The 19,561-nt window shown below is 29.7% G+C and carries 22 protein-coding genes; 16 read left to right on the top strand and 6 right to left on the bottom strand.

Going from position 1 to position 19,561, the window contains the following annotated elements:
- Positions 1 to 2: 2 nt before the first annotated feature.
- The 3 genes from sigE to C820_RS09580 all read left to right on the top strand — a co-directional run bounded on the left by sigE (position 3) and on the right by C820_RS09580 (position 1,727).
- Positions 3 to 728, top strand: coding sequence for an RNA polymerase sporulation sigma factor SigE (gene sigE / locus C820_RS09570; RefSeq protein ID WP_004034448.1), 726 nt, complete (start codon positions 3 to 5; stop codon positions 726 to 728).
- Between the two features lie 97 nt (positions 729 to 825).
- Complete coding sequence (locus C820_RS09575) at positions 826 to 1,266, top strand: GNAT family N-acetyltransferase (protein ID WP_004034447.1); 441 nt, start codon at positions 826 to 828, stop codon at positions 1,264 to 1,266.
- Positions 1,267 to 1,346: 80 nt separating this feature from the next.
- Positions 1,347 to 1,727 (top strand): hypothetical protein, encoded by a 381-nt coding sequence (locus C820_RS09580; protein ID WP_004034446.1) that lies wholly within the window; start codon positions 1,347 to 1,349, stop codon positions 1,725 to 1,727.
- A 70-nt stretch (positions 1,728 to 1,797) separates the two neighbouring features.
- On the opposite strand, the gene C820_RS09585 is transcribed toward C820_RS09580, so the two are convergent.
- Complete coding sequence (locus C820_RS09585; protein ID WP_004034444.1) at positions 1,798 to 1,968, bottom strand: hypothetical protein; 171 nt, start codon at positions 1,966 to 1,968, stop codon at positions 1,798 to 1,800.
- A gap of 229 nt (positions 1,969 to 2,197) precedes the next feature.
- On the opposite strand from C820_RS09585, the gene sigG reads away from it, so the two are divergent.
- From sigG to C820_RS09600, 3 genes are all read left to right on the top strand, one after another.
- Positions 2,198 to 2,968, top strand: a complete 771-nt coding sequence (sigG, locus tag C820_RS09590; RefSeq protein WP_004034443.1) for an RNA polymerase sporulation sigma factor SigG — start codon at positions 2,198 to 2,200, stop codon at positions 2,966 to 2,968.
- A gap of 67 nt (positions 2,969 to 3,035) precedes the next feature.
- Positions 3,036 to 3,602, top strand: coding sequence for a DUF5662 family protein (locus C820_RS09595; protein ID WP_004034442.1), 567 nt, complete (start codon positions 3,036 to 3,038; stop codon positions 3,600 to 3,602).
- A gap of 313 nt (positions 3,603 to 3,915) precedes the next feature.
- Positions 3,916 to 5,232 carry a sodium-dependent transporter gene (locus C820_RS09600; protein WP_004034441.1) on the top strand — a complete coding sequence of 439 codons (1,317 nt, stop codon included), beginning with the start codon at positions 3,916 to 3,918 and terminating at the stop codon, positions 5,230 to 5,232.
- A 58-nt stretch (positions 5,233 to 5,290) separates the two neighbouring features.
- Here the strand turns inward: C820_RS09600 and C820_RS09605 are convergent, their stop codons facing one another.
- Positions 5,291 to 6,073, bottom strand: coding sequence for a YdcF family protein (locus tag C820_RS09605; protein ID WP_004034440.1), 783 nt, complete (start codon positions 6,071 to 6,073; stop codon positions 5,291 to 5,293).
- A 115-nt stretch (positions 6,074 to 6,188) separates the two neighbouring features.
- Between C820_RS09605 and uvrC the strand changes: the two genes are divergently transcribed.
- The 9 genes from uvrC to C820_RS09650 all read left to right on the top strand — a co-directional run bounded on the left by uvrC (position 6,189) and on the right by C820_RS09650 (position 15,350).
- Positions 6,189 to 8,033, top strand: coding sequence for an excinuclease ABC subunit UvrC (gene uvrC / locus C820_RS09610; protein ID WP_004034438.1), 1,845 nt, complete (start codon positions 6,189 to 6,191; stop codon positions 8,031 to 8,033).
- Positions 8,034 to 8,112: 79 nt separating this feature from the next.
- Entirely contained in the window at positions 8,113 to 9,042 is a 930-nt protein-coding gene (gene hprK, locus C820_RS09615) for an HPr(Ser) kinase/phosphatase (RefSeq protein ID WP_004034436.1), read from the top strand.
- 18 nt (positions 9,043 to 9,060) lie between these two features.
- Positions 9,061 to 9,966, top strand: coding sequence for a UDP-N-acetylmuramate dehydrogenase (murB, locus tag C820_RS09620; RefSeq protein WP_004034432.1), 906 nt, complete (start codon positions 9,061 to 9,063; stop codon positions 9,964 to 9,966).
- 19 nt (positions 9,967 to 9,985) lie between these two features.
- Positions 9,986 to 10,861, top strand: coding sequence for an RNase adapter RapZ (gene rapZ / locus C820_RS09625; protein ID WP_004034431.1), 876 nt, complete (start codon positions 9,986 to 9,988; stop codon positions 10,859 to 10,861).
- A gap of 11 nt (positions 10,862 to 10,872) precedes the next feature.
- Positions 10,873 to 11,841, top strand: a complete 969-nt coding sequence (gene whiA, locus C820_RS09630; RefSeq protein ID WP_004034426.1) for a DNA-binding protein WhiA — start codon at positions 10,873 to 10,875, stop codon at positions 11,839 to 11,841.
- Positions 11,823 to 12,065: an HPr family phosphocarrier protein gene (locus C820_RS09635; protein WP_004034424.1), complete on the top strand. Its 243-nt coding sequence runs from the start codon at positions 11,823 to 11,825 to the stop codon at positions 12,063 to 12,065. The genes whiA and C820_RS09635 overlap by 19 nt, the downstream gene beginning before the upstream one ends.
- Positions 12,066 to 12,401: 336 nt before the next feature.
- Entirely contained in the window at positions 12,402 to 14,045 is a 1,644-nt protein-coding gene (locus C820_RS09640) for a CAP-associated domain-containing protein (protein WP_162213040.1), read from the top strand.
- A gap of 18 nt (positions 14,046 to 14,063) precedes the next feature.
- The gene (locus tag C820_RS09645) at positions 14,064 to 14,903 is read left to right on the top strand and encodes an Mrp/NBP35 family ATP-binding protein (RefSeq protein WP_004034420.1); all 840 of its coding nucleotides are present in this window, start codon (positions 14,064 to 14,066) and stop codon (positions 14,901 to 14,903) included.
- A 234-nt stretch (positions 14,904 to 15,137) separates the two neighbouring features.
- On the top strand, positions 15,138 to 15,350 hold the full coding sequence (locus C820_RS09650) for a hypothetical protein (RefSeq protein ID WP_004034419.1): 213 nt from the start codon (positions 15,138 to 15,140) through the stop codon (positions 15,348 to 15,350).
- A gap of 106 nt (positions 15,351 to 15,456) precedes the next feature.
- On the opposite strand, the gene C820_RS09655 is transcribed toward C820_RS09650, so the two are convergent.
- Positions 15,457 to 16,008 (bottom strand): isochorismatase family protein, encoded by a 552-nt coding sequence (locus C820_RS09655; RefSeq protein ID WP_004034418.1) that lies wholly within the window; start codon positions 16,006 to 16,008, stop codon positions 15,457 to 15,459.
- Positions 16,009 to 16,160: 152 nt separating this feature from the next.
- Between C820_RS09655 and C820_RS09660 the strand changes: the two genes are divergently transcribed.
- The gene (locus C820_RS09660) at positions 16,161 to 16,322 is read left to right on the top strand and encodes a DUF1540 domain-containing protein (RefSeq protein ID WP_004034414.1); all 162 of its coding nucleotides are present in this window, start codon (positions 16,161 to 16,163) and stop codon (positions 16,320 to 16,322) included.
- Between the two features lie 101 nt (positions 16,323 to 16,423).
- Here C820_RS09660 and C820_RS09665 read toward each other — a convergent pair whose 3' ends face one another.
- From C820_RS09665 to C820_RS09675, 3 genes are all read right to left on the bottom strand, one after another.
- On the bottom strand, positions 16,424 to 17,626 hold the full coding sequence (locus C820_RS09665) for a tyrosine-type recombinase/integrase (RefSeq protein WP_004034412.1): 1,203 nt from the start codon (positions 17,624 to 17,626) through the stop codon (positions 16,424 to 16,426).
- 132 nt (positions 17,627 to 17,758) lie between these two features.
- Complete coding sequence (locus C820_RS09670) at positions 17,759 to 18,826, bottom strand: replication initiator protein A (protein ID WP_004034404.1); 1,068 nt, start codon at positions 18,824 to 18,826, stop codon at positions 17,759 to 17,761.
- Positions 18,827 to 18,972: 146 nt separating this feature from the next.
- On the bottom strand, positions 18,973 to 19,542 hold the full coding sequence (locus C820_RS09675) for a hypothetical protein (RefSeq protein ID WP_004034402.1): 570 nt from the start codon (positions 19,540 to 19,542) through the stop codon (positions 18,973 to 18,975).
- Between the last annotated feature and the right edge of the window lie 19 nt (positions 19,543 to 19,561).

Genomic DNA, 19,561 nt, shown 5'->3' on the forward strand with positions numbered 1-19,561 from the left:
AAATGAAATTTTTATTGTTTCAGATAAAATATGATATAGGTTGTATTTGGAGAAAATGGCGTAAAAAGTTAGGTGGTATATTTTACATAGGGGGAAGTGATGTTTTTCCTCCACCATTAAAAACAGAGGAAGAAGCGATTTTATTAGAGCAGTTAGGAGGGGAAGATGATGTAAAAGTAAAATCTGTATTGATAGAAAGAAATCTTCGTCTTGTAGTGTACATAGCTAGAAAATTTGAAAATACAGGTGTAAATGTAGAAGATTTAATTTCTATTGGAACAATTGGATTGATAAAAGCAATTAATACATTTAATCCTGAAAAAAAAATAAAATTAGCTACCTATGCTTCTCGCTGTATAGAAAATGAAATACTAATGTATTTAAGAAGAAATAGTAAAACAAAATCAGAAGTTTCTATTGATGAGCCATTAAATGTAGATTGGGAAGGAAATGAGTTGCTTTTGTCTGATATATTGGGGACAGATGCAGATGTAATTTATAAAGATATTGAAGAAGAAGTTGATAGAGATTTATTATCAAAGGCAATGGAAAAGCTAAGTCAAAGAGAAAGAAAAATTGTAGAAATGCGTTTTGGCATATTACCAGAAACAACAGAAAAAACACAAAAAGAAGTCGCAGATTTATTAGGAATTTCTCAGTCTTATATCTCAAGATTAGAAAAGAAAATTATAGGTAGATTAAAAAAAGAGATGAATAAAATGATATAATTTGACAGCTATCAAAACAAAGCATATAATGATAAAAAGGAGAGGTATGCTATAACATCAATGTTTTGCTATATCGGTGCAAAGAAAGGAATTACTTATGATTTTAGAAAAAGTGACAGCAAATAAAAAATTAATAGTAGAGAATTTAATTTTAATTTGGGAAGATGCTGTTAGAAAAACACATTCCTTTTTAAAAGAAGAAAATATTGAAAAATTGCGACCATTGGTAAAACTAGCGATTAAAAATATGCAAACACTTATTATTGCCAAACAAAAAGATGATACTATAATGGGTTTTATTGCTTTAGAAAATAAAAAAATAGAAATGTTTTTTATAAAACCTGAATATTGGAAATTAGGTGTTGATAAGGCTCTATTGCTTTTTGCTGTAGAAAATTATGATGTTATGTGGGTAGATGTAAATAAACAAAATGTAAAGGCTCTTAAATTTTATGAAAATATGGGATTTACTGTTTTTAGCTGTTTTAAAACAAATAATACAGCTATTGTTCGTATGAAATGGAAAGAAGAAAAATAATATAAAAAAATAGTTGACCTTTTTATGAAAATTTTGTATTGTTAAAGTAGTACAAAAACAATTTAAAAGGGGGCATTATTGTGGAAAATATTACAGCTGATGGTAAAATAAAAACAATTCGCTGCGTAAAAGCAACACATGAAGATTTTGCAAAATTGGTGCAGTTAGGTAAAGATGCCAAAAAAGAATTAGAAACATTAGAAAAACAATGGGGGCATACTTTAATAGAGCTAAAAGAGCTGATAAAACAGGAGGCATATAAAACAATAACATATGAAGCAGAAAAGAAAACAGCATTAGAAATATATACAGAAATGATACAAAAAGCAGAACAATTATATACTTATCATAATGCTTATCATGTATTGATGGAAGAAGGCGTAAATGAACTATTAGATACCATTGGTATTGCTCCTGATAGTTATGGATACGATTTTTATCAGTTGTGTTTAGAAAACTAAAAAATAAATATGTTTTATAGAATGTATAAAAAGGAGTATTTTAAAAATGCTCCTTTTTTATGTTGTAGTATTATAATAAATCCATATGATGTATCAATTCATAATCATAGTTAATAAAATTGCCATTTTGTTGTTTTATAGTTTGTTGTACACTTCCGTGTGTAACTGTTTTTTTAAATATAGTACTGTTTTTTTCATTTTGGGCTGATATAATACCATCATATTGACGCATAATAAGCATAATAATGTACCTCCTGAGTGTAAAAGTATTGTATAGTAAATGTAGTTTATAATTGTATTTTAAAGTATTTGTTAGTATAGTATGTAAAAAAGTAATCATTTTATACTATAAAATATTGTAATATTATTCACTTTGGAAATGACTGTTATATTATGGCAGGCTTTGTTGGGTATAAAATTTCCTTCTCTGGAAATCATTTTTAATGAAGAGATAAGAGGAGGCATGAGAAATGGTCAACAAAGTTGAAATATGCGGCGTGAATACTTCAAAACTGCCCATTTTGAAAAATGAAGAAAAAGAAATATTGTTTCAAAAAATATTACAAGGTGATAAAGAAGCAAGACAACAATATATTTATGGCAATTTACGTTTGGTTTTGAGTGTAATACAACGTTTTTCTAATAGAGGAGAATATATGGACGATTTGTTTCAAGTAGGTTGTATAGGGCTTATGAAGGCAATAGATAATTTTGATGTAACACAAGGAGTAAAATTTTCTACTTATGCAGTACCTATGATTATAGGAGAAGTAAGGCGGTATTTGAGGGATAACAATACTATAAGAGTAAGTCGCTCGTTGAGAGATACAGCATATAAGGCATTGCAAGTAAAAGAAAGATTGACAGCAGAAAAATCAAAAGAACCTGCTATTGAAGAAATTGCAAAAGAATTAGGTATGCCAAAAGAGAATGTTGTAATGGCACTAGATGCCATACAAGACCCTATTTCACTTTTTGAGCCTGTATATCATGATGGAGGAGATACACTTTTTGTAATGGACCAGGTCAGTGATGAAAAAAATGGAGATAGTCTTTGGCTAGAAAATATTTCTCTGAGTGAAGCAATAGAAAGATTGACAGAAAGAGAAAAGAGAATTGTTCATCTTAGATTTTTTCAAGGAAAAACACAAACAGAAGTAAGTACAGAAATTGGTATTAGTCAGGCACAAGTGTCACGTTTAGAAAAAAGTGCATTGCGTCATATGAGAAAATATATGTAATGATAGTAAGCCGCTTGAAATCATTAGCAAAAATGTGGTATGCTAATAGAAAAAGGAGAGCGGTTTTATGAAATGGATAGAACATTTTAATACTATAACAAAACATAAATTAATTGTTATGAAATATTGTTTTTCAGTAGGATTGTATCGTCAGGGATTGCTGCATGATTTATCAAAATATGCTCCTACAGAATTTTTAGTTGGTGCAAAATATTATCAAGGTACAAGAAGCCCTAATAATGCAGAAAAAGAGCAAAAAGGGTATTCTTGTTCATGGCTTCATCATAAAGGTAGAAATAAACATCATTTTGAATATTGGCTAGATTATAGCGGAAAAAAAGACCCTGTTTTTATAGGTATGAAAATGCCTGTATGTTATGTAGTAGAGATGTTTTTAGATAGAATTGCAGCTTGTAAAACATACCAAAAAGAAAATTATACACAAAGAAGTCCTTTGCTTTATTATGAAAATAGTAAAGCATATCATGTGATGTATCCTTCTTCACAAAAACTTTTAGAGAAACTTTTGCATATATTAGCAGAGCAGGGAGAACAAAAAGCATTATGTTATGCTAGAAAAGTAATAAAACAACAAAGAAAAAGAAAATTAAAAAATTTTTTGATAAAGAAATAGTAATTTTGACGAAGAATTTTATATTCTTCGCCATTTTTTATTATGGTCAATAGTAACAAAAAATACAATGCACGATACACTATATTTTGTGAAAGAGATAATAAAAATAATAAATTACAATATAATTGATGAAATAAAAGTAAAATGATATAATTTTTTATACTAAAATAGGTTATTTTTGATATTGCGATAATACTAAAAAAAGAATACAATACTTATACGCTTTAAAGTGTGACACTTTAAAGGACAAAAGTGTTTGTTATAATTATCTCTAATTTATGGCAAAAATAATAAAGGAGTAGAGGTGCAAAAAATGAAAGAAGTAACAAAAACAACATTTACAAACAAATTAGGCTTTGTACTTGCCTCTGTTGGTTCGGCGGTAGGTATGGGAAATATATGGATGTTTCCTTATCGTGTAGGGGCATATGGGGGAGCAGCTTTTTTATTGCCTTATATATTTTTTATTGCTCTTTTTGGAGCGGTAGGACTTTCAGGGGAATTTGCCTTTGGACGTTTGACAGGTACAGGACCTATAGGTTCTTATGAATACGCTATGAAAACAAGAGGAAAAAAGGGAGGAGCAATATTAGGTGCTATTCCTTTAATTGGTTCTCTTGGTATTGCTATTGGTTATGCTATTATAGTTGGGTGGGTATTGCGTTTTTTATTTGGTTCTATTACAGGAGAGATGTTAAATGTAGAGTCGTCTGAATATTTTGGACAAATCACAGGTGCTTTTGGTAGTGTTCCATGGCATATTATTGTAATATTGATTGCTGTGATTGCTTTAATGACAGGAATTATTACAGGTATTGAAAAAGTAAGTAAAATTATGATGCCAGCATTTTATATTTTATTTATCATATTGGCGATAAGAGTGGCATTTTTACCTGGTGCAGTAGAAGGATATAAATATCTTTTAATTCCAAGATGGGAATATTTATTAAAACCTGAAACGTGGATTATGGCAATGGGACAAGCGTTTTTTTCATTGTCTATTACAGGCTCTGGTATGATAATATATGGTAGTTATTTGGATAAAAAAGAAAATATAGTACATTCTGCAGCAATGACAGCAGTATTAGATACTTGTGCAGCAATGCTTGCAGGATTTGCTATTATTCCGGCAGTATTTGCTTTTGGTATGGACCCAGCTTCTGGCCCTCCTCTTATGTTTATTACGATACCAAAAATATTTTCAAAAATGCCTATGGGACAGCTTTTTGGAGCATTTTTCTTTGCCTCTGTATTGTTTGCAGGAATTACTTCTCTTATTAATCTGTTTGAAGTTTGTAGTGAAGCAGTACAAAGTAGAACAAATTTCAAAAGAAAATTTTCTGTTGTGTTAATAGGAGTCGTTGTATTTGCAGTAGGTTTATTTTTAGAATATGAGCCTTATATGGGGCAATGGATGGATATGATTACAATATATGTTGTACCTATAGGAGCAGTATTAGGTGCTATTATGATTTATTGGGTATTGGGAAAAGAGAATATTGCAAAAGAATTAAATACAGGCAGAGAAAAACCACTAAAAGATGCTTTTTTCTGGATAGCAAAATATTTTTATGTATTTTTAGCTGCAATTGTTGTTGTATTAAGTATTATATATGGTGGTATAGGTTGATAATATAATAATAAAAGGGATATTCCGATTTAATAAAAAATGGAATATCCCCTTTTTATTAGGTGTGACTGTCTAATAAAAAATATTTTATAACAGAAAAATATTCTCTAATATAGTAGTTAGGCAGCATATAAAATGTAACAGGAGCACCTAAACCTTGTGCATGAAAACCAACTTTTTCTGCAAGAAGACCCGCACGAAATGTATGAAAATAATTTGTAACATAAACAATAGTATAATTTTCATTTTGGTAAATATCGTCTAATATTTGTTTAGAAAAAGTAAAATTTTGTCTTGTATTGTGAGCTTTATCTTCTATTAGTATAACATCAGCAGGAACACCTTTTGTTACAAGATATTCTTTCATAGCTTCTGCTTCTGTTCTGTCTTCTTGAGGGCCTTGAGAGCCTGTAACAACAATGTAAGAAACATCATTTTCGTCCCAGTATTGTTTTGCGGTGTCTAGACGCTGAGCGAGTGCAGGACTGACAGTCCAGCCATGAAGTGCAGCACCAAGTACAACAATAGCATCAGCATTTTTATAAGGTGTTTTTGCACCATTTAGTATTACAATAGAAGTAATGATAAAAAAACTGATAAAGAAAAAACAAAAACCAATTTTTGCTGTTTTCATAAAAATTTTACCAATACCAGATTTTCCCCAATTGTTTAACTTTTGATAAAAACAGCCGTATATAAGAAATATACAACCCATACCACCAGGAAAAAGTGTTCCAAAATTAAAATTTGAAACAAGTGATATAGATAGACAGTCTAGTATGCCAGCAGCACCTAATATTTTAAAGAAAAGGGGGATTTTTTTCTGTACTTTTTTTTTCATGTATACTATCCTTTCGTTTGTTAAAATTTTGTGATATTCTTTATATTATAACGGAAAAATAATTTTTCGTCATGTTATTCTGAAATACTTAAAAAATTTTTAAGGAGTGTAAAAAATGTTTGATATAGAACAAGAATTGAAAAAAGTTCCTCAAAAACCAGGTGTGTATTTAATGAAAGATGAAAAAGAACAAATTATATATGTGGGAAAAGCAATCAATTTAAAAAATCGTGTCAGACAATATTTTCAAAATAATAAAAACCATGCACCAAAAGTACAAACAATGGTACAGCATATTAAAGAATTTGAATATATTATAACAGATAATGAATTAGAAGCATTACTTTTAGAGTGTAATTTGATAAAAAAACATAAACCATTTTATAATATACTTTTAAAAGATGGAAAAACATACCCTTATATTAAAATTACAAATGAAGCATATCCTCGTGTGTTTATTACGAGAAGTGTTGAAAAAGATAAAGCGAAATATTTTGGTCCTATTACAGATGGTTTTGCTATAAAACAAACTATTGATACCATACAGAAATTGTGGCCTATTAGAAAATGTAAAAAAAACTTGCCAAAAGATATAGCAAAAGAAAGACCTTGTTTAAATTATCATATTGGACAATGCTGTGCTCCTTGCGATAATAAAATTACACAACAAGAGTATCAAAAAATGATAATAGAAATAGAACAATTTATAAATGGAAAACATGAAACAATTATAAAAAGAATAGAAAAAGAAATGTGTGAAGCATCTGAGCATATGGAATTTGAAAAAGCTGCCATATTGAGAGATAAATTGATAAGCATAAAAAATATTAGTGAAAAACAGAAAATAACGAATACAGTGCTGGGAGATTGTGACGTAGCAGCTTTTGTGAGAGCAAATGAGCAAGGTCTGGCACAAATGTTTTTTATAAGAGGAGGAAAAATGACAGGCAGAGAACAGTATCATTTACATTCTGTTGAAAATAGAACAAGAAGTGAAGTAATGACAGAGTTTATAAAACAATTTTATAGTGGTACAGCATTTATACCAAAAGAGATAATATTGCAAGAGGAGTTAGTGCCAGAAGAAAAGCTGTTATTAGAACAGTTTTTAACAGAAAAAAGGGGAAATAAAGTAATATTTACAATACCAAAAAAAGGCGAAAAACGAAAACTAATAGATTTAGCATGGAAAAATGCTATGATTTCATTTGAGCAGTCAGGAGAAAGAATAAAAAGAGAACAAAATAGAACAGTAGGTGCTATGCAAGAAATACAAAATGCTTTAGGACTGCAATATAAATTAGAAAGAGTAGAAGCATATGATATTTCGAATACACAAGGATTTGAGTCTGTGGGAGCTATGGTAGTGTTTGAAAATGGAAAAGCAAAATATAGTGATTATAGAAAATTTAAAATAAAAACAGTAATAGGAGCAAATGACTTTGCAAGTATGAAAGAAATGATAACAAGAAGAATGAACCATGCTGTAAAAGAAAAAGAGCAAGCAAAAAAAGAAAATTTTGCTAGACTGCCAGATTTGATATTGATGGACGGAGGCAGTTTACAAGTGCAGGCAGCAGAAGAAGTATTAAAACAATTTGATATAGATATAGCAGTATGTGGTATGGTAAAAGATGACAAACATAGAACAAGAGGTATGATTTTTAAAGGACAGGAGATTTTAATAGATACCCATACAGAAGGATTTAAATTGTTAACAAGAATACAAGATGAAGTACATCGTTTTGCCATAGAATATCATAGAAAATTGAGAGAAAAAAAGACAGTACATTCTGTATTAGATGATATACCCAATATTGGAAAGGCAAGAAAAAAAGCTCTTATGGAACATTTCGGTAATATAGAAGCAATAGCAAATGCAGAAGTAGAACAAATTTTACAAATACCACAAATGACAATACAATCAGCGGAAAGTGTTTATCGTTTTTTTAGAATATAATTTTATTTTGTTATAAAGTTGCAAACATAGTTGTAATCATGTATGATAAAGTGTAATCATTATAATGGAGGGTATGAAAATGTATTCAGTAAAAATAAATAAATTGGCTGAAGAATTCCATTTAACTAATTTAGTACCATCAGTCAATTTAGAGGACAAAATATTAACAAAAAGTGATGTAAACCGTCCAGCATTGCAGTTAACAGGATTTTATGAACATTTTGACAATGATAGACTGCAAATATTTGGTAAGGTAGAACATAGTTATTTGAGTCATTTAGATGCAGAACAAAGAAAAGAGATATTACAAAAGTTTTTTTCTTTTTCTGTAGCAAGTGTTGTAATATGTAGAGATTTGACACCTTTTCCAGAGATGATAGAATTTGCAGAAAAATATAAAGTACCTTTGTTAAAAACAGAATTAGGCACAAGCATATTTATGGCAGAATGTATACGTTGGCTTACAGAACAACTAGCAGAACGTATTACTATGCACGGCGTTTTGGTAGATATTTATGGAGAAGGCATATTGATAATAGGAGAGAGTGGTATAGGCAAAAGTGAAACCGCATTAGAACTCATTAAAAGAGGACATAGATTAGTTGCTGATGATGCTGTTGAAATCAAAAAAATATCACATGATATGTTGATTGGTACAAGTCCCGAATTGATACGATATTTTATAGAATTGAGGGGAATAGGCATTATAGATGTAAAAGAATTATTTGGTGTTAGTTCTGTAAAAATTTCCCAAAGTATAGACCTTGTAATACGTTTGGAAATGTGGGATAGTGAAAAAGATTATGATAGATTAGGATTAGGAGAGGAATATATTGACATACTTGGCAATAAAATAGTTTGTAATTCTATTCCAGTACGTCCAGGTAGAAATGTGGCAGTAATATGTGAGTCTGCGGCAATTAACCAAAGACAGAAACGCATGGGATATAATGCAGCAGAAGTATTAAGCCAAAGAATTAGCCAAAGTTTTGGCTTAGAAGACGCTTAAAAGAAAGAGGAGAATAATTTGAATGTAATAGAAGAATTAAAAAGTGTTTTAAAGCAACAAAATGTATTGCAATGTGAAAGCATGGCAAATCATACTTCTTTTCGTATAGGAGGAGCAGCAGATATTTATATTTCTCCTCATAATGCAGAGGAAATAAAAAAAATCATTGCTGTTGCAGAAAAGCATAATGTAGCAGTTAACATTGTAGGAAATGGTAGTAATTTGCTTGTAAGAGATAAAGGCATTAGAGGCATTGTAATACAGATAGCAAAAGATATGAACCATATTTCTGTAGAAGGACAAAAAATAAAAGCACAAGCAGGTGCTTTATTAAGTGCTATAGGTGCAGTAGCATTACAGCATCATTTAAAAGGATTTGAATTTGCCTCTGGTATTCCTGGCTCTTTAGGTGGTGCAGTTTGTATGAATGCAGGTGCTTATGGAGGAGAAATGAAAGATATTGTATTAGAAGTGGAGGTGTTAACAAAAGAATTAGAATGTAAAACGCTTGCTGTAAATGAATTAGATTTCGCATATAGACATAGTATTATACCAGAAAAAGGATATATTGTACTAAGTGCAGTGCTTCAGCTACAAAAAGGAGAACATGATGCTATAGAAAATAGAATGACAGAACTAGCAGAACAAAGAAGACAGAAACAACCTTTAAATTTTGCTAGTGCAGGGAGTACATTTAAACGTCCTGAAGGATATTTTGCAGGAAAATTGATTTCTGATGCAGGATTGAAAGGGTATCGTATAGGAGATGCACAAGTTTCTGAAAAACATGGAGGATTTGTAATCAATAGAGGAAATGCTACTTGTGCAGAAGTAATGGAATTGATAAAGCATTGCCAAAAAACAGTATTTGAAAAATTTGGTGTATTATTAGAAACAGAAGTAAAAGTGATTGGAGAAGAATAACGATGTGAGGTGAAATAATATGAGATTTGTCATTGTAACAGGAATGTCTGGAGCAGGAAAATCTACTGTATTGAGATTTTTAGAAGATATTAACTTTTTTTGTGTAGACAATTTACCTCCTGCATTGCTACCAAAATTTGCAGAACTTTGCTATGAACAAGGTGGAGAAATAGATAAGGTTGCTATGGGAATTGATATAAGAGGAGGAAAATTATTTTCTGATTTGTTTTCTGTGCTTTCTGAGCTACAAGTATTTGGCTATGATTATGAAATATTGTTTTTAGATGCTTCTGAAAAAACATTGATAAAAAGATATAAAGAGTCCAGAAGAAGTCACCCACTTTCAAAGGGGGGCTCTATTGCAGAAGGTATTATAAAAGAAAGACAAATGTTGGAAGAAGTAAAAAAGAAAGCAACTTATATTATTGAAACAAGCCATATATTGACAAGAGAATTAAAAGAACAAATCAATAAAATATTTTTAGAAAATCAAAAATTCGAAAGTCTTATTATTACAGTATGTTCATTTGGATTTAAATATGGTATTCCTGTAGACAGTGACTTAGTGTTTGATGTTCGTTTTTTACCAAACCCATTTTATATACAAGAACTGAAGGAATTGACAGGAAATGATGCACCTGTTTATGATTATGTAATGAATTTTGAAGAAAGTAATGTTTTTTTGCAAAAGTTGACAGACATGTTAGAGTTTTTAATACCACAATATATTAAAGAGGGTAAAAACCAGTTGATTATTAGTATAGGTTGTACGGGAGGAAAGCATCGTTCTGTTACACTTGCAAATGCTTTATATAAAAAGTTATATGGAAAAAATCATACTATATTGTTAAAACATAATGATATAGAAAAAGATGTTAGACATAAAAAATTTTAGGAGGAAAAAGTTTGTCATTTTCATATAATGTTAAACAAGAAATTGCACAAAGATTTGGAAATGCACGCCATTGCAATATTGCAGAAATAGCAGGTATTATAAATATGTGTGCATATATAGGGTGTTTCAGAAAGAAATTTTGTTTAAAATTGCAAACAGAAAATTTTTTCGTTGCTAAAAAATACTTTACATTAATTGAAAAAACTTTTAAAATAAGGTGTAATGTAACTGTTAGAAAAAATCAGCACTATCACGGAAATATCATATATATACTGACAATAACAAAAACAACAGACATAGAAAAAATATTGACAGCAACAGGCATATTGTCAGAAGAAAACAAAAAAATATCTAATCAATGTTATATGCCTGTGATACACAGCATTTGCTGCCGCAGAGCTTATATTAGAGGTGCTTTTTTGGCAGCAGGCTCTGTGAATGACCCTGAAAAAAATTATCATTTAGAATTTGTACATGGAGATGTCAAACAAGCACAGTATATACAAAACATACTTCACACATTTCATTTAGATGCAAAAATGATATATAGAAAGCAGTATTATGTAGTATATCTAAAAGAAGGCGAACAAATTGCAGATATACTCAATATTATACAGGCACATACTGCTTTGCTGAAAATGGAAGATGTACGTGTATGGAAAGATATGCGTAACAGCATAAACAGAAAAGTAAATTGTGAAACAGCTAATTTGAATAAAACAGTTACGGCAGCTATTAAACAAATAGAAGATATACAATATATTCAAAAGCATAAAGAGTGGAAATATTTGCCAGAAGCTCTTTTAAAGACAGCAGAGTTACGATTGCAGTATCCAGAAGCAAGTTTAAAAGAATTAGGGTTTTTGATGGCTCCGCCTATAGGAAAATCAGGAATAAACCATCGTTTAAAAAAAATCAGCAATATTGCTGAACAGTTGAGAAAGGATAAAGGTGATTTTGCGTGGCAGAAAAAAAGGTAATTATCAATAGTTCCTTAGATGCAAGACAAGCAGCTTTTTTTGTACAAACAGCAAGTAAATATGATTGTAGAATACAAGTCATGATTGATAACAAAAAAATCAATGCAAAAAGTATTATGGGAACAATTGCCTTAGGCATGATAGAAGGAAAATTAGCAGTTATTACAGCAGAAGGAAGCGATGCAGAACAGGCTGTAAATGAATTAGCAGGTGTTTTAGCGTAATTTTTGGCAATTATATTTTTATAATCTGTAAGTATATCTATAATGAAGTAAAGTACAAAAAATAGAAAAAATACAAAATTTGACAATTATAATAAAAAGCAAAAAGGGGCTGTCCGTATTATCGGCAGCCTTTCTGTGTTGTTTTTTATAAAAATTGTAACAGAATTTTTACAAAATTTTTTGAATAGTATTGTTATGGAAATAAAAGAAATGACAAAATTTATAAAAATATATGTATTGAAAAATTTATAAAATATGGTATACTATTCATAAATTGTACATATTTTTGTAACAAGTAGCAATAAAAATTTAAAATACAAAGAAAGGAAATGTTGTATGAAATGGTTTTTAAAAATGGGTATAGCGACAGCGATGACTGTTTCTATCACAACAACTGCCTTTGCAACGCCACAAATAAAAGCAAGTGATTGGGCTGTTTCTAGTATGGAAAAGGCTTATCAGTTGGAATTGATACCACAAGAATTACTTTTACATGGCACAGAAAATATGACACGACAAGAATTTACAAAAATGGCTATACAGTTTTATCAAAAAGTAACAGGAGAAAGAATAAATATTGATAATATACATAATCCTTTTTGGGATACTAATCAGCCAGAAGTTGTATTTGCGTATGCTATGGGTATTATTAGCGGAAAACAAGAGCATATTTTTGAGCCAGAGAGTGCTATTACAAGAGAACAAATGGCAATTATGCTTGTAAAAACATTGGAAAAAAGTAATGTAGAATTAAAAGAAAAAAATGCAGAAATAAAATTTAAAGATGTTGCTCAGCTAGATAAAAGTGTTTTGCCTTATATTAAAAAAATACAAATGGCTGGTATTATGAATGGATTTGAAGGATATTTTTATCCATTTAAAGATGTTACAGTAGAAGAAGCTGTTGTAGCATTTACAACAATTTATGAAAATACAATATCAAATGACGCACCAGCAAAACAAACACCGAAAACAGAGCAACCAGCTACAGCGAAACCAACAGAACAAACGCCAAAAACAGAGCAACCAGCTACAACGAAACCAGCAGAACAAACGCCAAAAACAGAGCAACCAGCTACAACGAAACCAGCAGAACAAACGCCAAAAACAGAGCAACCAGCTACAACGAAACCAACAGAACAAACAGAACAAAATACAACATCACAAAATCAATCAGATGGCATAATAATAAATGGTAAAACGATTGCTATTGGACAAAGTGTTTCAAAATTAAAATCAGATTGGGGAGAACCTAGCCGTATTGACCAAAATAGTTATTCTTTAGAAAGATACGTCTATATAAATGATTATAAACATTTTTTTATGGTTTCTATAAAAGAAAATAAAATAGCAGAAATATTTACAAATGATATGACATTTCAGTATAAAGGCGTTACGGGAAAAATGGACGCAAATGATATTACAAATGTAAGATATTTGGATTTAAAAAATTTTAGAGCAGAATTAAAAGATGATGGAAGAGATACATTTGTATTGTTGAATAAAGATTATAAAGCAGAGGGCATTTTAGTACGTACTTCTGATTATAAACAACAGTTACAGTTGCGTTATTCTCAACAGTTTTTAGATAATTTTAAAACAGAATTGATTGATATTATAAATAGTGCCCGTGTGCAAGAAGGTGCTGTTTCATTAACAAGTGATGATACCGCAGCAAATGTAGCATACTATCATAGCTGGGATATGAGCAAAAATAATTATGTGGGTTATACTAATCCAAACGGTCAAAATCCATTTGACAGAATGACAGCAGGGGGTGTAAAATACACTATGGCAGGAGAAAGTGTTGTAAAAATAGAAGGTGAAGATGCAATCAGTGCATATCATCAACTTATGATGGAAGCAGGCACAAGAACAAATTTGTTAAATCCGGAATTAACACATTATGGTTTAGCTGCATTTGACTCTAATTTTACAATTCATGTTACATTAGATTTATTTACACCAGCGGCAGAATAAGAATGGAGATGGAAAAAAATGAGTAACAACTGTGACAAGTCACAATGTGCTAGCTGTAAAAGTGACTGTACAGAAAGAAAAACAGATTTTATAGAAATGCCAAATGTACAAAGTCATATTAAAAAAGTAATTGCTATTATGAGTGGAAAAGGCGGCGTCGGAAAGTCTTCTATGACATCTTGCATAGCGGTAGCACTTTGTAAAAAAGGGTATCGTGTAGGAATATTAGACGGAGATATTACAGGCCCATCTATACCAAAAGCTTTTGGCGTACATCAAAAAGCAGTAGGTAATGGAAATGGTATTGATGTAGTAAAAACAAAAAATGGTATTTCTATTATGTCTGCAAATTTAATATTAGAACAAGAAGATGACCCTGTAGTATGGAGAGGCCCTGTAATTGGTAATGCAGTAAAACAGTTTTGGACAGATGTAGCTTGGGGAGAGTTAGATGTTTTGCTTATTGATATGCCACCAGGTACAGGAGATGTGCCTTTGACAGTATTTCAAAGTATTCCCGTAGATGGTGTAGTGATTGTAACAACACCACAAGATTTAGTTTCCTTAATTGTAAAAAAATCCTATCATATGGCAGAAAAAATGTCTATTCCGATTTGTGGTATTATTGAAAATATGAGCTATATGATTTGTGATGATTGCGGTAAAAAATTGTATCCTTTTGGAGAGAGCAAATTGCAACAAGTTGCTGATGAAATGAATATTGATGTGTTGGCACAACTCCCAATACAGCCAGATATTGCAATGCTTTGTGATGCTGGAAATATAGAACAAAAAGACGTTTCATTTTTAGATGAGGCAATAGAAAAGTTAATTCAAAAAATAGAACTTTCTTTTTAAAGCTATATATCCATAAAAGGTCAGTTTATGATTATATATTATGAACAAAAAAGTTATTAAGAGGAATATATTATGCGGAGATTTAGAAAAATAGTAGTTAACACTATAGAATATAAATAGCTTTTTCGATATAGTCACTATGATTATATTCATTTTCCTTATTTGTTTATAGTGAATAACTCTTTTCCGAAAAAAACATTGTGTGTTTATTTTCCAATAAAGGAGCATTTTTTATTGAATAGTGGTTTTCCCGCAGTTTTTCAAGAAAATAATGTTGAAATCAATCTAAACCGACCATTTTATGTTGCTCAAATAATACATTATTACAGAAAAAATGAAAAAATATTACAAACTGAATACAATCATAACTATAAAGGCTTAGATGGAATAAAAATTTTACAAAAAATAGGATATAATATATCTTCTATTTTTAGTATAAAGAATTAGATATATCAGTAACATTTTTTTAACAAAGGAAGAAATAGAATTATAATACTGTAAATATGAAAAGAGAGTATTTCGTATAAATAATAAAAATACTCTCTTTTTTAAATTATTTTATAATATTTAATATTTGTTTAAATTCAGATGTTCCAGCTACTCTTACTAATTCAAATAATATTGCTTCATATGTGCTTATAATAGCACCTTCTTGCATTGCTCTTTTTACAGCACCATCTTTGTTGATTTGTGTACGAGAACCAATACAGTCTTCTACTAATATTACTTGATAGCCAGCATTTTGTAAGTCAATTGTTGTTTGTAATACACAAATATGAGCTTCTGCACCACATATTATAATATTTTTTTTGCCAGAATGTGTAATAAAATGTTTGATTTGTTCATTTTCGTAAGCACTAAATGTAATTTTATCATATGCTTTAGTAATTTCTGGCATTTTTAATGCTTGTTTTAATAAAGGCATTGTTTCGCCTAGTCCTTTTTTGTAATGTTCTGTTGCAATACAAGGTACATTTAATGCTAATAAACCAGTACAAAGTTTTTTAGTATTTTCTAAAAGTTGCTCTTTTTCTAATATACTAGGAATTAGTTTTTCCTGGTCGTCAATAATAATGCACATTGTATTTTCTTTTTTTATTCTCATAAAAATTCTCCTTATATTTATTTTGATATTTGTTATGACATTAGTATAGCAGATATTACCAATGTTTGAAAAGAAAAATATTGATATATTTTTTATTTTTGGTCATACTATTTTTGTAACAAATATGATTTATATTTTAGGAGGAATTCATTATGCAAACTGCAAACGAATGTATTAGATGTAGTGTAACAAACTGTAAATATCACTGTGGCTCAAAAGATTATTGTTCTTTAAAAAGTATCCAAGTAGGCACTCATGAAACAAATCCAACAATGGACCAGTGTACTGACTGTCAATCTTTTGTATTGAAATAATTTGACAAAATGGTAACAAATATTTTTTAATAGAAAAAAGTGCTAAAAGTGTTGATATTACAATGCTTGTAGCACTTTTTTGTTTGTAGCTTGTATGGCATTTAAGCATTTCTGTCCCATTTTTGTCCTATTTTGTTAAAATTTAATTTGTGTTCTAATGTTTTAGCAGCAATAGTATCTGCTTCAGCTAATGAGTGTAAATATCTATTTGTAGTAGATAAATTAGTATGTCCCAAACGATTTGATACAGTTTTTATATTGGTTCCATTACATAGTAATAGTGAAGCAGAGGTGTGCCTTAAACTATGAAATTTAATATGTTTTAAATTGTTTTTTTTCAAAAAATGTTGAAACCAGTTTGTTATTGCTACAGGAGGTAAATAATCTCCATATTTGTCCGTAAAAAGCATATTGTATTGATTTGGTATTTGCGTAAGAAGTTGTTGTTCTAGCTGATATTTTTTATATTGCCTAAGAAGTTGAAGCATATAATCAGGTATAGCAATGGTACGATTACTGCTAACTGTTTTAGGGGATTTTATTCCTTTTTTACCATTAATTTGATATACTGATTTTGAAATAACAATTTGTTTTTTATCCCACAATATATCACTCCATTGCAAAGCAGCTAATTCTGCACGTCTGCAACCTGTGCATAAAGCAATATGAATTAATACTTTATATTCAAAAGGCTCTTTTTCTACATAGTTCAATAATACAGAAATACCATTTTCATCTAATATATCAGTGTGTGTTGGTGGTGTTTTGGAAATATCAATATAATTCAATGAAGTAGGATTAAATTCTAATATACCCATTTTGCAAGCAAATTTGAATATAGATTGTAATACAATATAATAAACTTTTATAGTAGCAGGGGATAAATATTTCATTTTTATATTGTAAATAGATTTGTGTTCCGAGAGAGCATTTACAAATTTTTGTATATGTAAAGGTGTTATGTCATTTAGTTTGAGATGCCCTAAAGCAGGAACAATATAATTTTGTATTACTTTTGTATAATTGTAATAAGTAATAGGGGAAAGCTTTTTTTGCTGCATATCTAAATAAATATCACAAAAATCACATAATTTTATTTTGCTATCACTTTTTATAGTAATACCCTTTTTTGCTTTTTCTTCAAAATGTACAGCAATTTTGTTTAACTCTTTTTGTATTTGTCTTTCTGTCATATTGCTGTCAGGTTTCCAAGTCATAGATTGTACGATTGATTTACCATATATATCTGTACCGCAATAAACTCTAATTTGATAAGAATTTCCTCTTTTTCTGATAGTAGCCATATTATATCAATCCTTTCTAGTAAAAAACTTGAAAGTGTAGGACGGCTTTGATATAATAAATGTGAATTGAAATTCATTATGTAATATCTTTTATAAAATCCCTTAGCATTGGTGGTGCTGGGGATTTTTATTTTAGTTGTAAGTCATATTGTGATGCACTAAATTCGTATAGTATAAATCTAGCGTTTGTTTTGCTCTATATAACGCAGTACGAATATAAGCCACAATATTGTTTATTTTTGTGGTATTTTTAGACAAACATTCCAGTACATATTGTATATGAAATAGATTTAATTTTGAATATACACTTTTTACAACAGTAATAGAACGTTCTTCCCCTGCAATACGTATGGTAGGCTTTTTGCTTGTCATAACTTCTGTCATAATGTCAACAATGTTGTCTAATTCCTCTATGTTTATACCCTTATTTTTCGTTAAAGCATTATATTCAATATTTCGTTTTATAAATTCTGTTGTTTTTTGTGTTTGTTCCTCATCTATCACATCAATCTGTTTATTAGATGAATTATAATGATAAGATAGATATGGATTATAATATATATTAGAATTTATGTTACTAGAATTAATGTTACTTGACTGCATATTTTGCAGGTGATAACTGCAATTTTTGCAGGTAGAAACATCATTTTTTACAGGTGGTTTAATAGGCATATTTTCAGATGCTTCTTTTTGCATTTTTTCTAATGCTTTTTGATAAGCTATTTTTTTGTTTATAAACTCTTGTGTGTTTGCACATTTTGAACGTTCTGGCTTTTCTAGTAAATCAAAATTTGTTGATTGTATTTTGTCTGTTTCCTTTTCTGAAATATTAGGTTGTGCATCACAAATAGTATCATTTGTAATATGATATAGTTTTACATAAATTATGTAAGGCTGTCCTATTTTTGTGCGATGCCTTTCAATCAAACCAAATTCGTCTAACTCTTTTAATAACTTTAATGCTGTACGTTCGCTACACTGAAAATAATCCATAACGTGTTTTGCTGTAAAAATAATGTATACTTTGTTTTCACTGTCAAGCCAGTTGTTTTTATTGGAAAGATTAGAACGCTCTAACATAAGGGCATAAAGTGCTTTTGCTTCTACAGAAAGTGGCTTAAATGCGTCAGAAAATAGTGTGTTAAAACTAAAATAGTAGTTTTGTTTAGGGTTACTGTAATAATAATCAAAATTTAACATAAAAAAAAACCTCCTTATTTTTTCAAAAAACTTGTAAAATAAGAGGTACTATGTTATAATAACCTTGCATAAAAAAAACTGGGTGTTATAACAATAGCACTCACCTTATTTCATGTCCCTTGTGCTTCCAACACAAGGGCATTTTTTTATTTGAAGTAAATTACAATTTTGCAGTAATAAATATAATCTTCTTCTTCTCTTTTTCTGTCATATAGTTCATTTCTGTCAAAGCTATCTACTTCTTCTACAAATACAATTTTTTCTTTTTCGTCATATTTTGCCTTTATTTTTTGTGCAATATCTTCTGCTAAATTTCCTAAACATTTTCCACGTTTATTACAAACATGAAATGCTGGACTTTCTTCATATATATATTCTTTTAAAAATAATTCTTCTCCATTATGCAAATGACATAAATAATCCTGTCTGGAAGAACCATCATCATTTTTAAATGTAACACCAACAATTTTTGTGTGTATATTCTTACAATCTTTGTATCTTTCTTGATGAGGAATTTTTGCTAATGCCTTTTCTTGTTTTCGACGTTCTATTTCCTCTATATATTCCGTATCAGAATAAGCCTTTTTTCTTTGCGTAATTCCTAAATAAAGAAATAATATTGCAAAAATGATGTTGGGAATAGCACCACATAAAACGGATAAAGTAAAGAAAATACCAATCCCTATATAGACCTTCCAATACTTGTACCATTTCATTGTATTTTCATCTCCTTTG

The organism is Clostridium sp. MD294 (assembly GCF_000364165.2).
In the GTDB taxonomy this organism is placed as follows: Bacteria; Bacillota; Clostridia; order Lachnospirales; family Anaerotignaceae; genus Coprocola.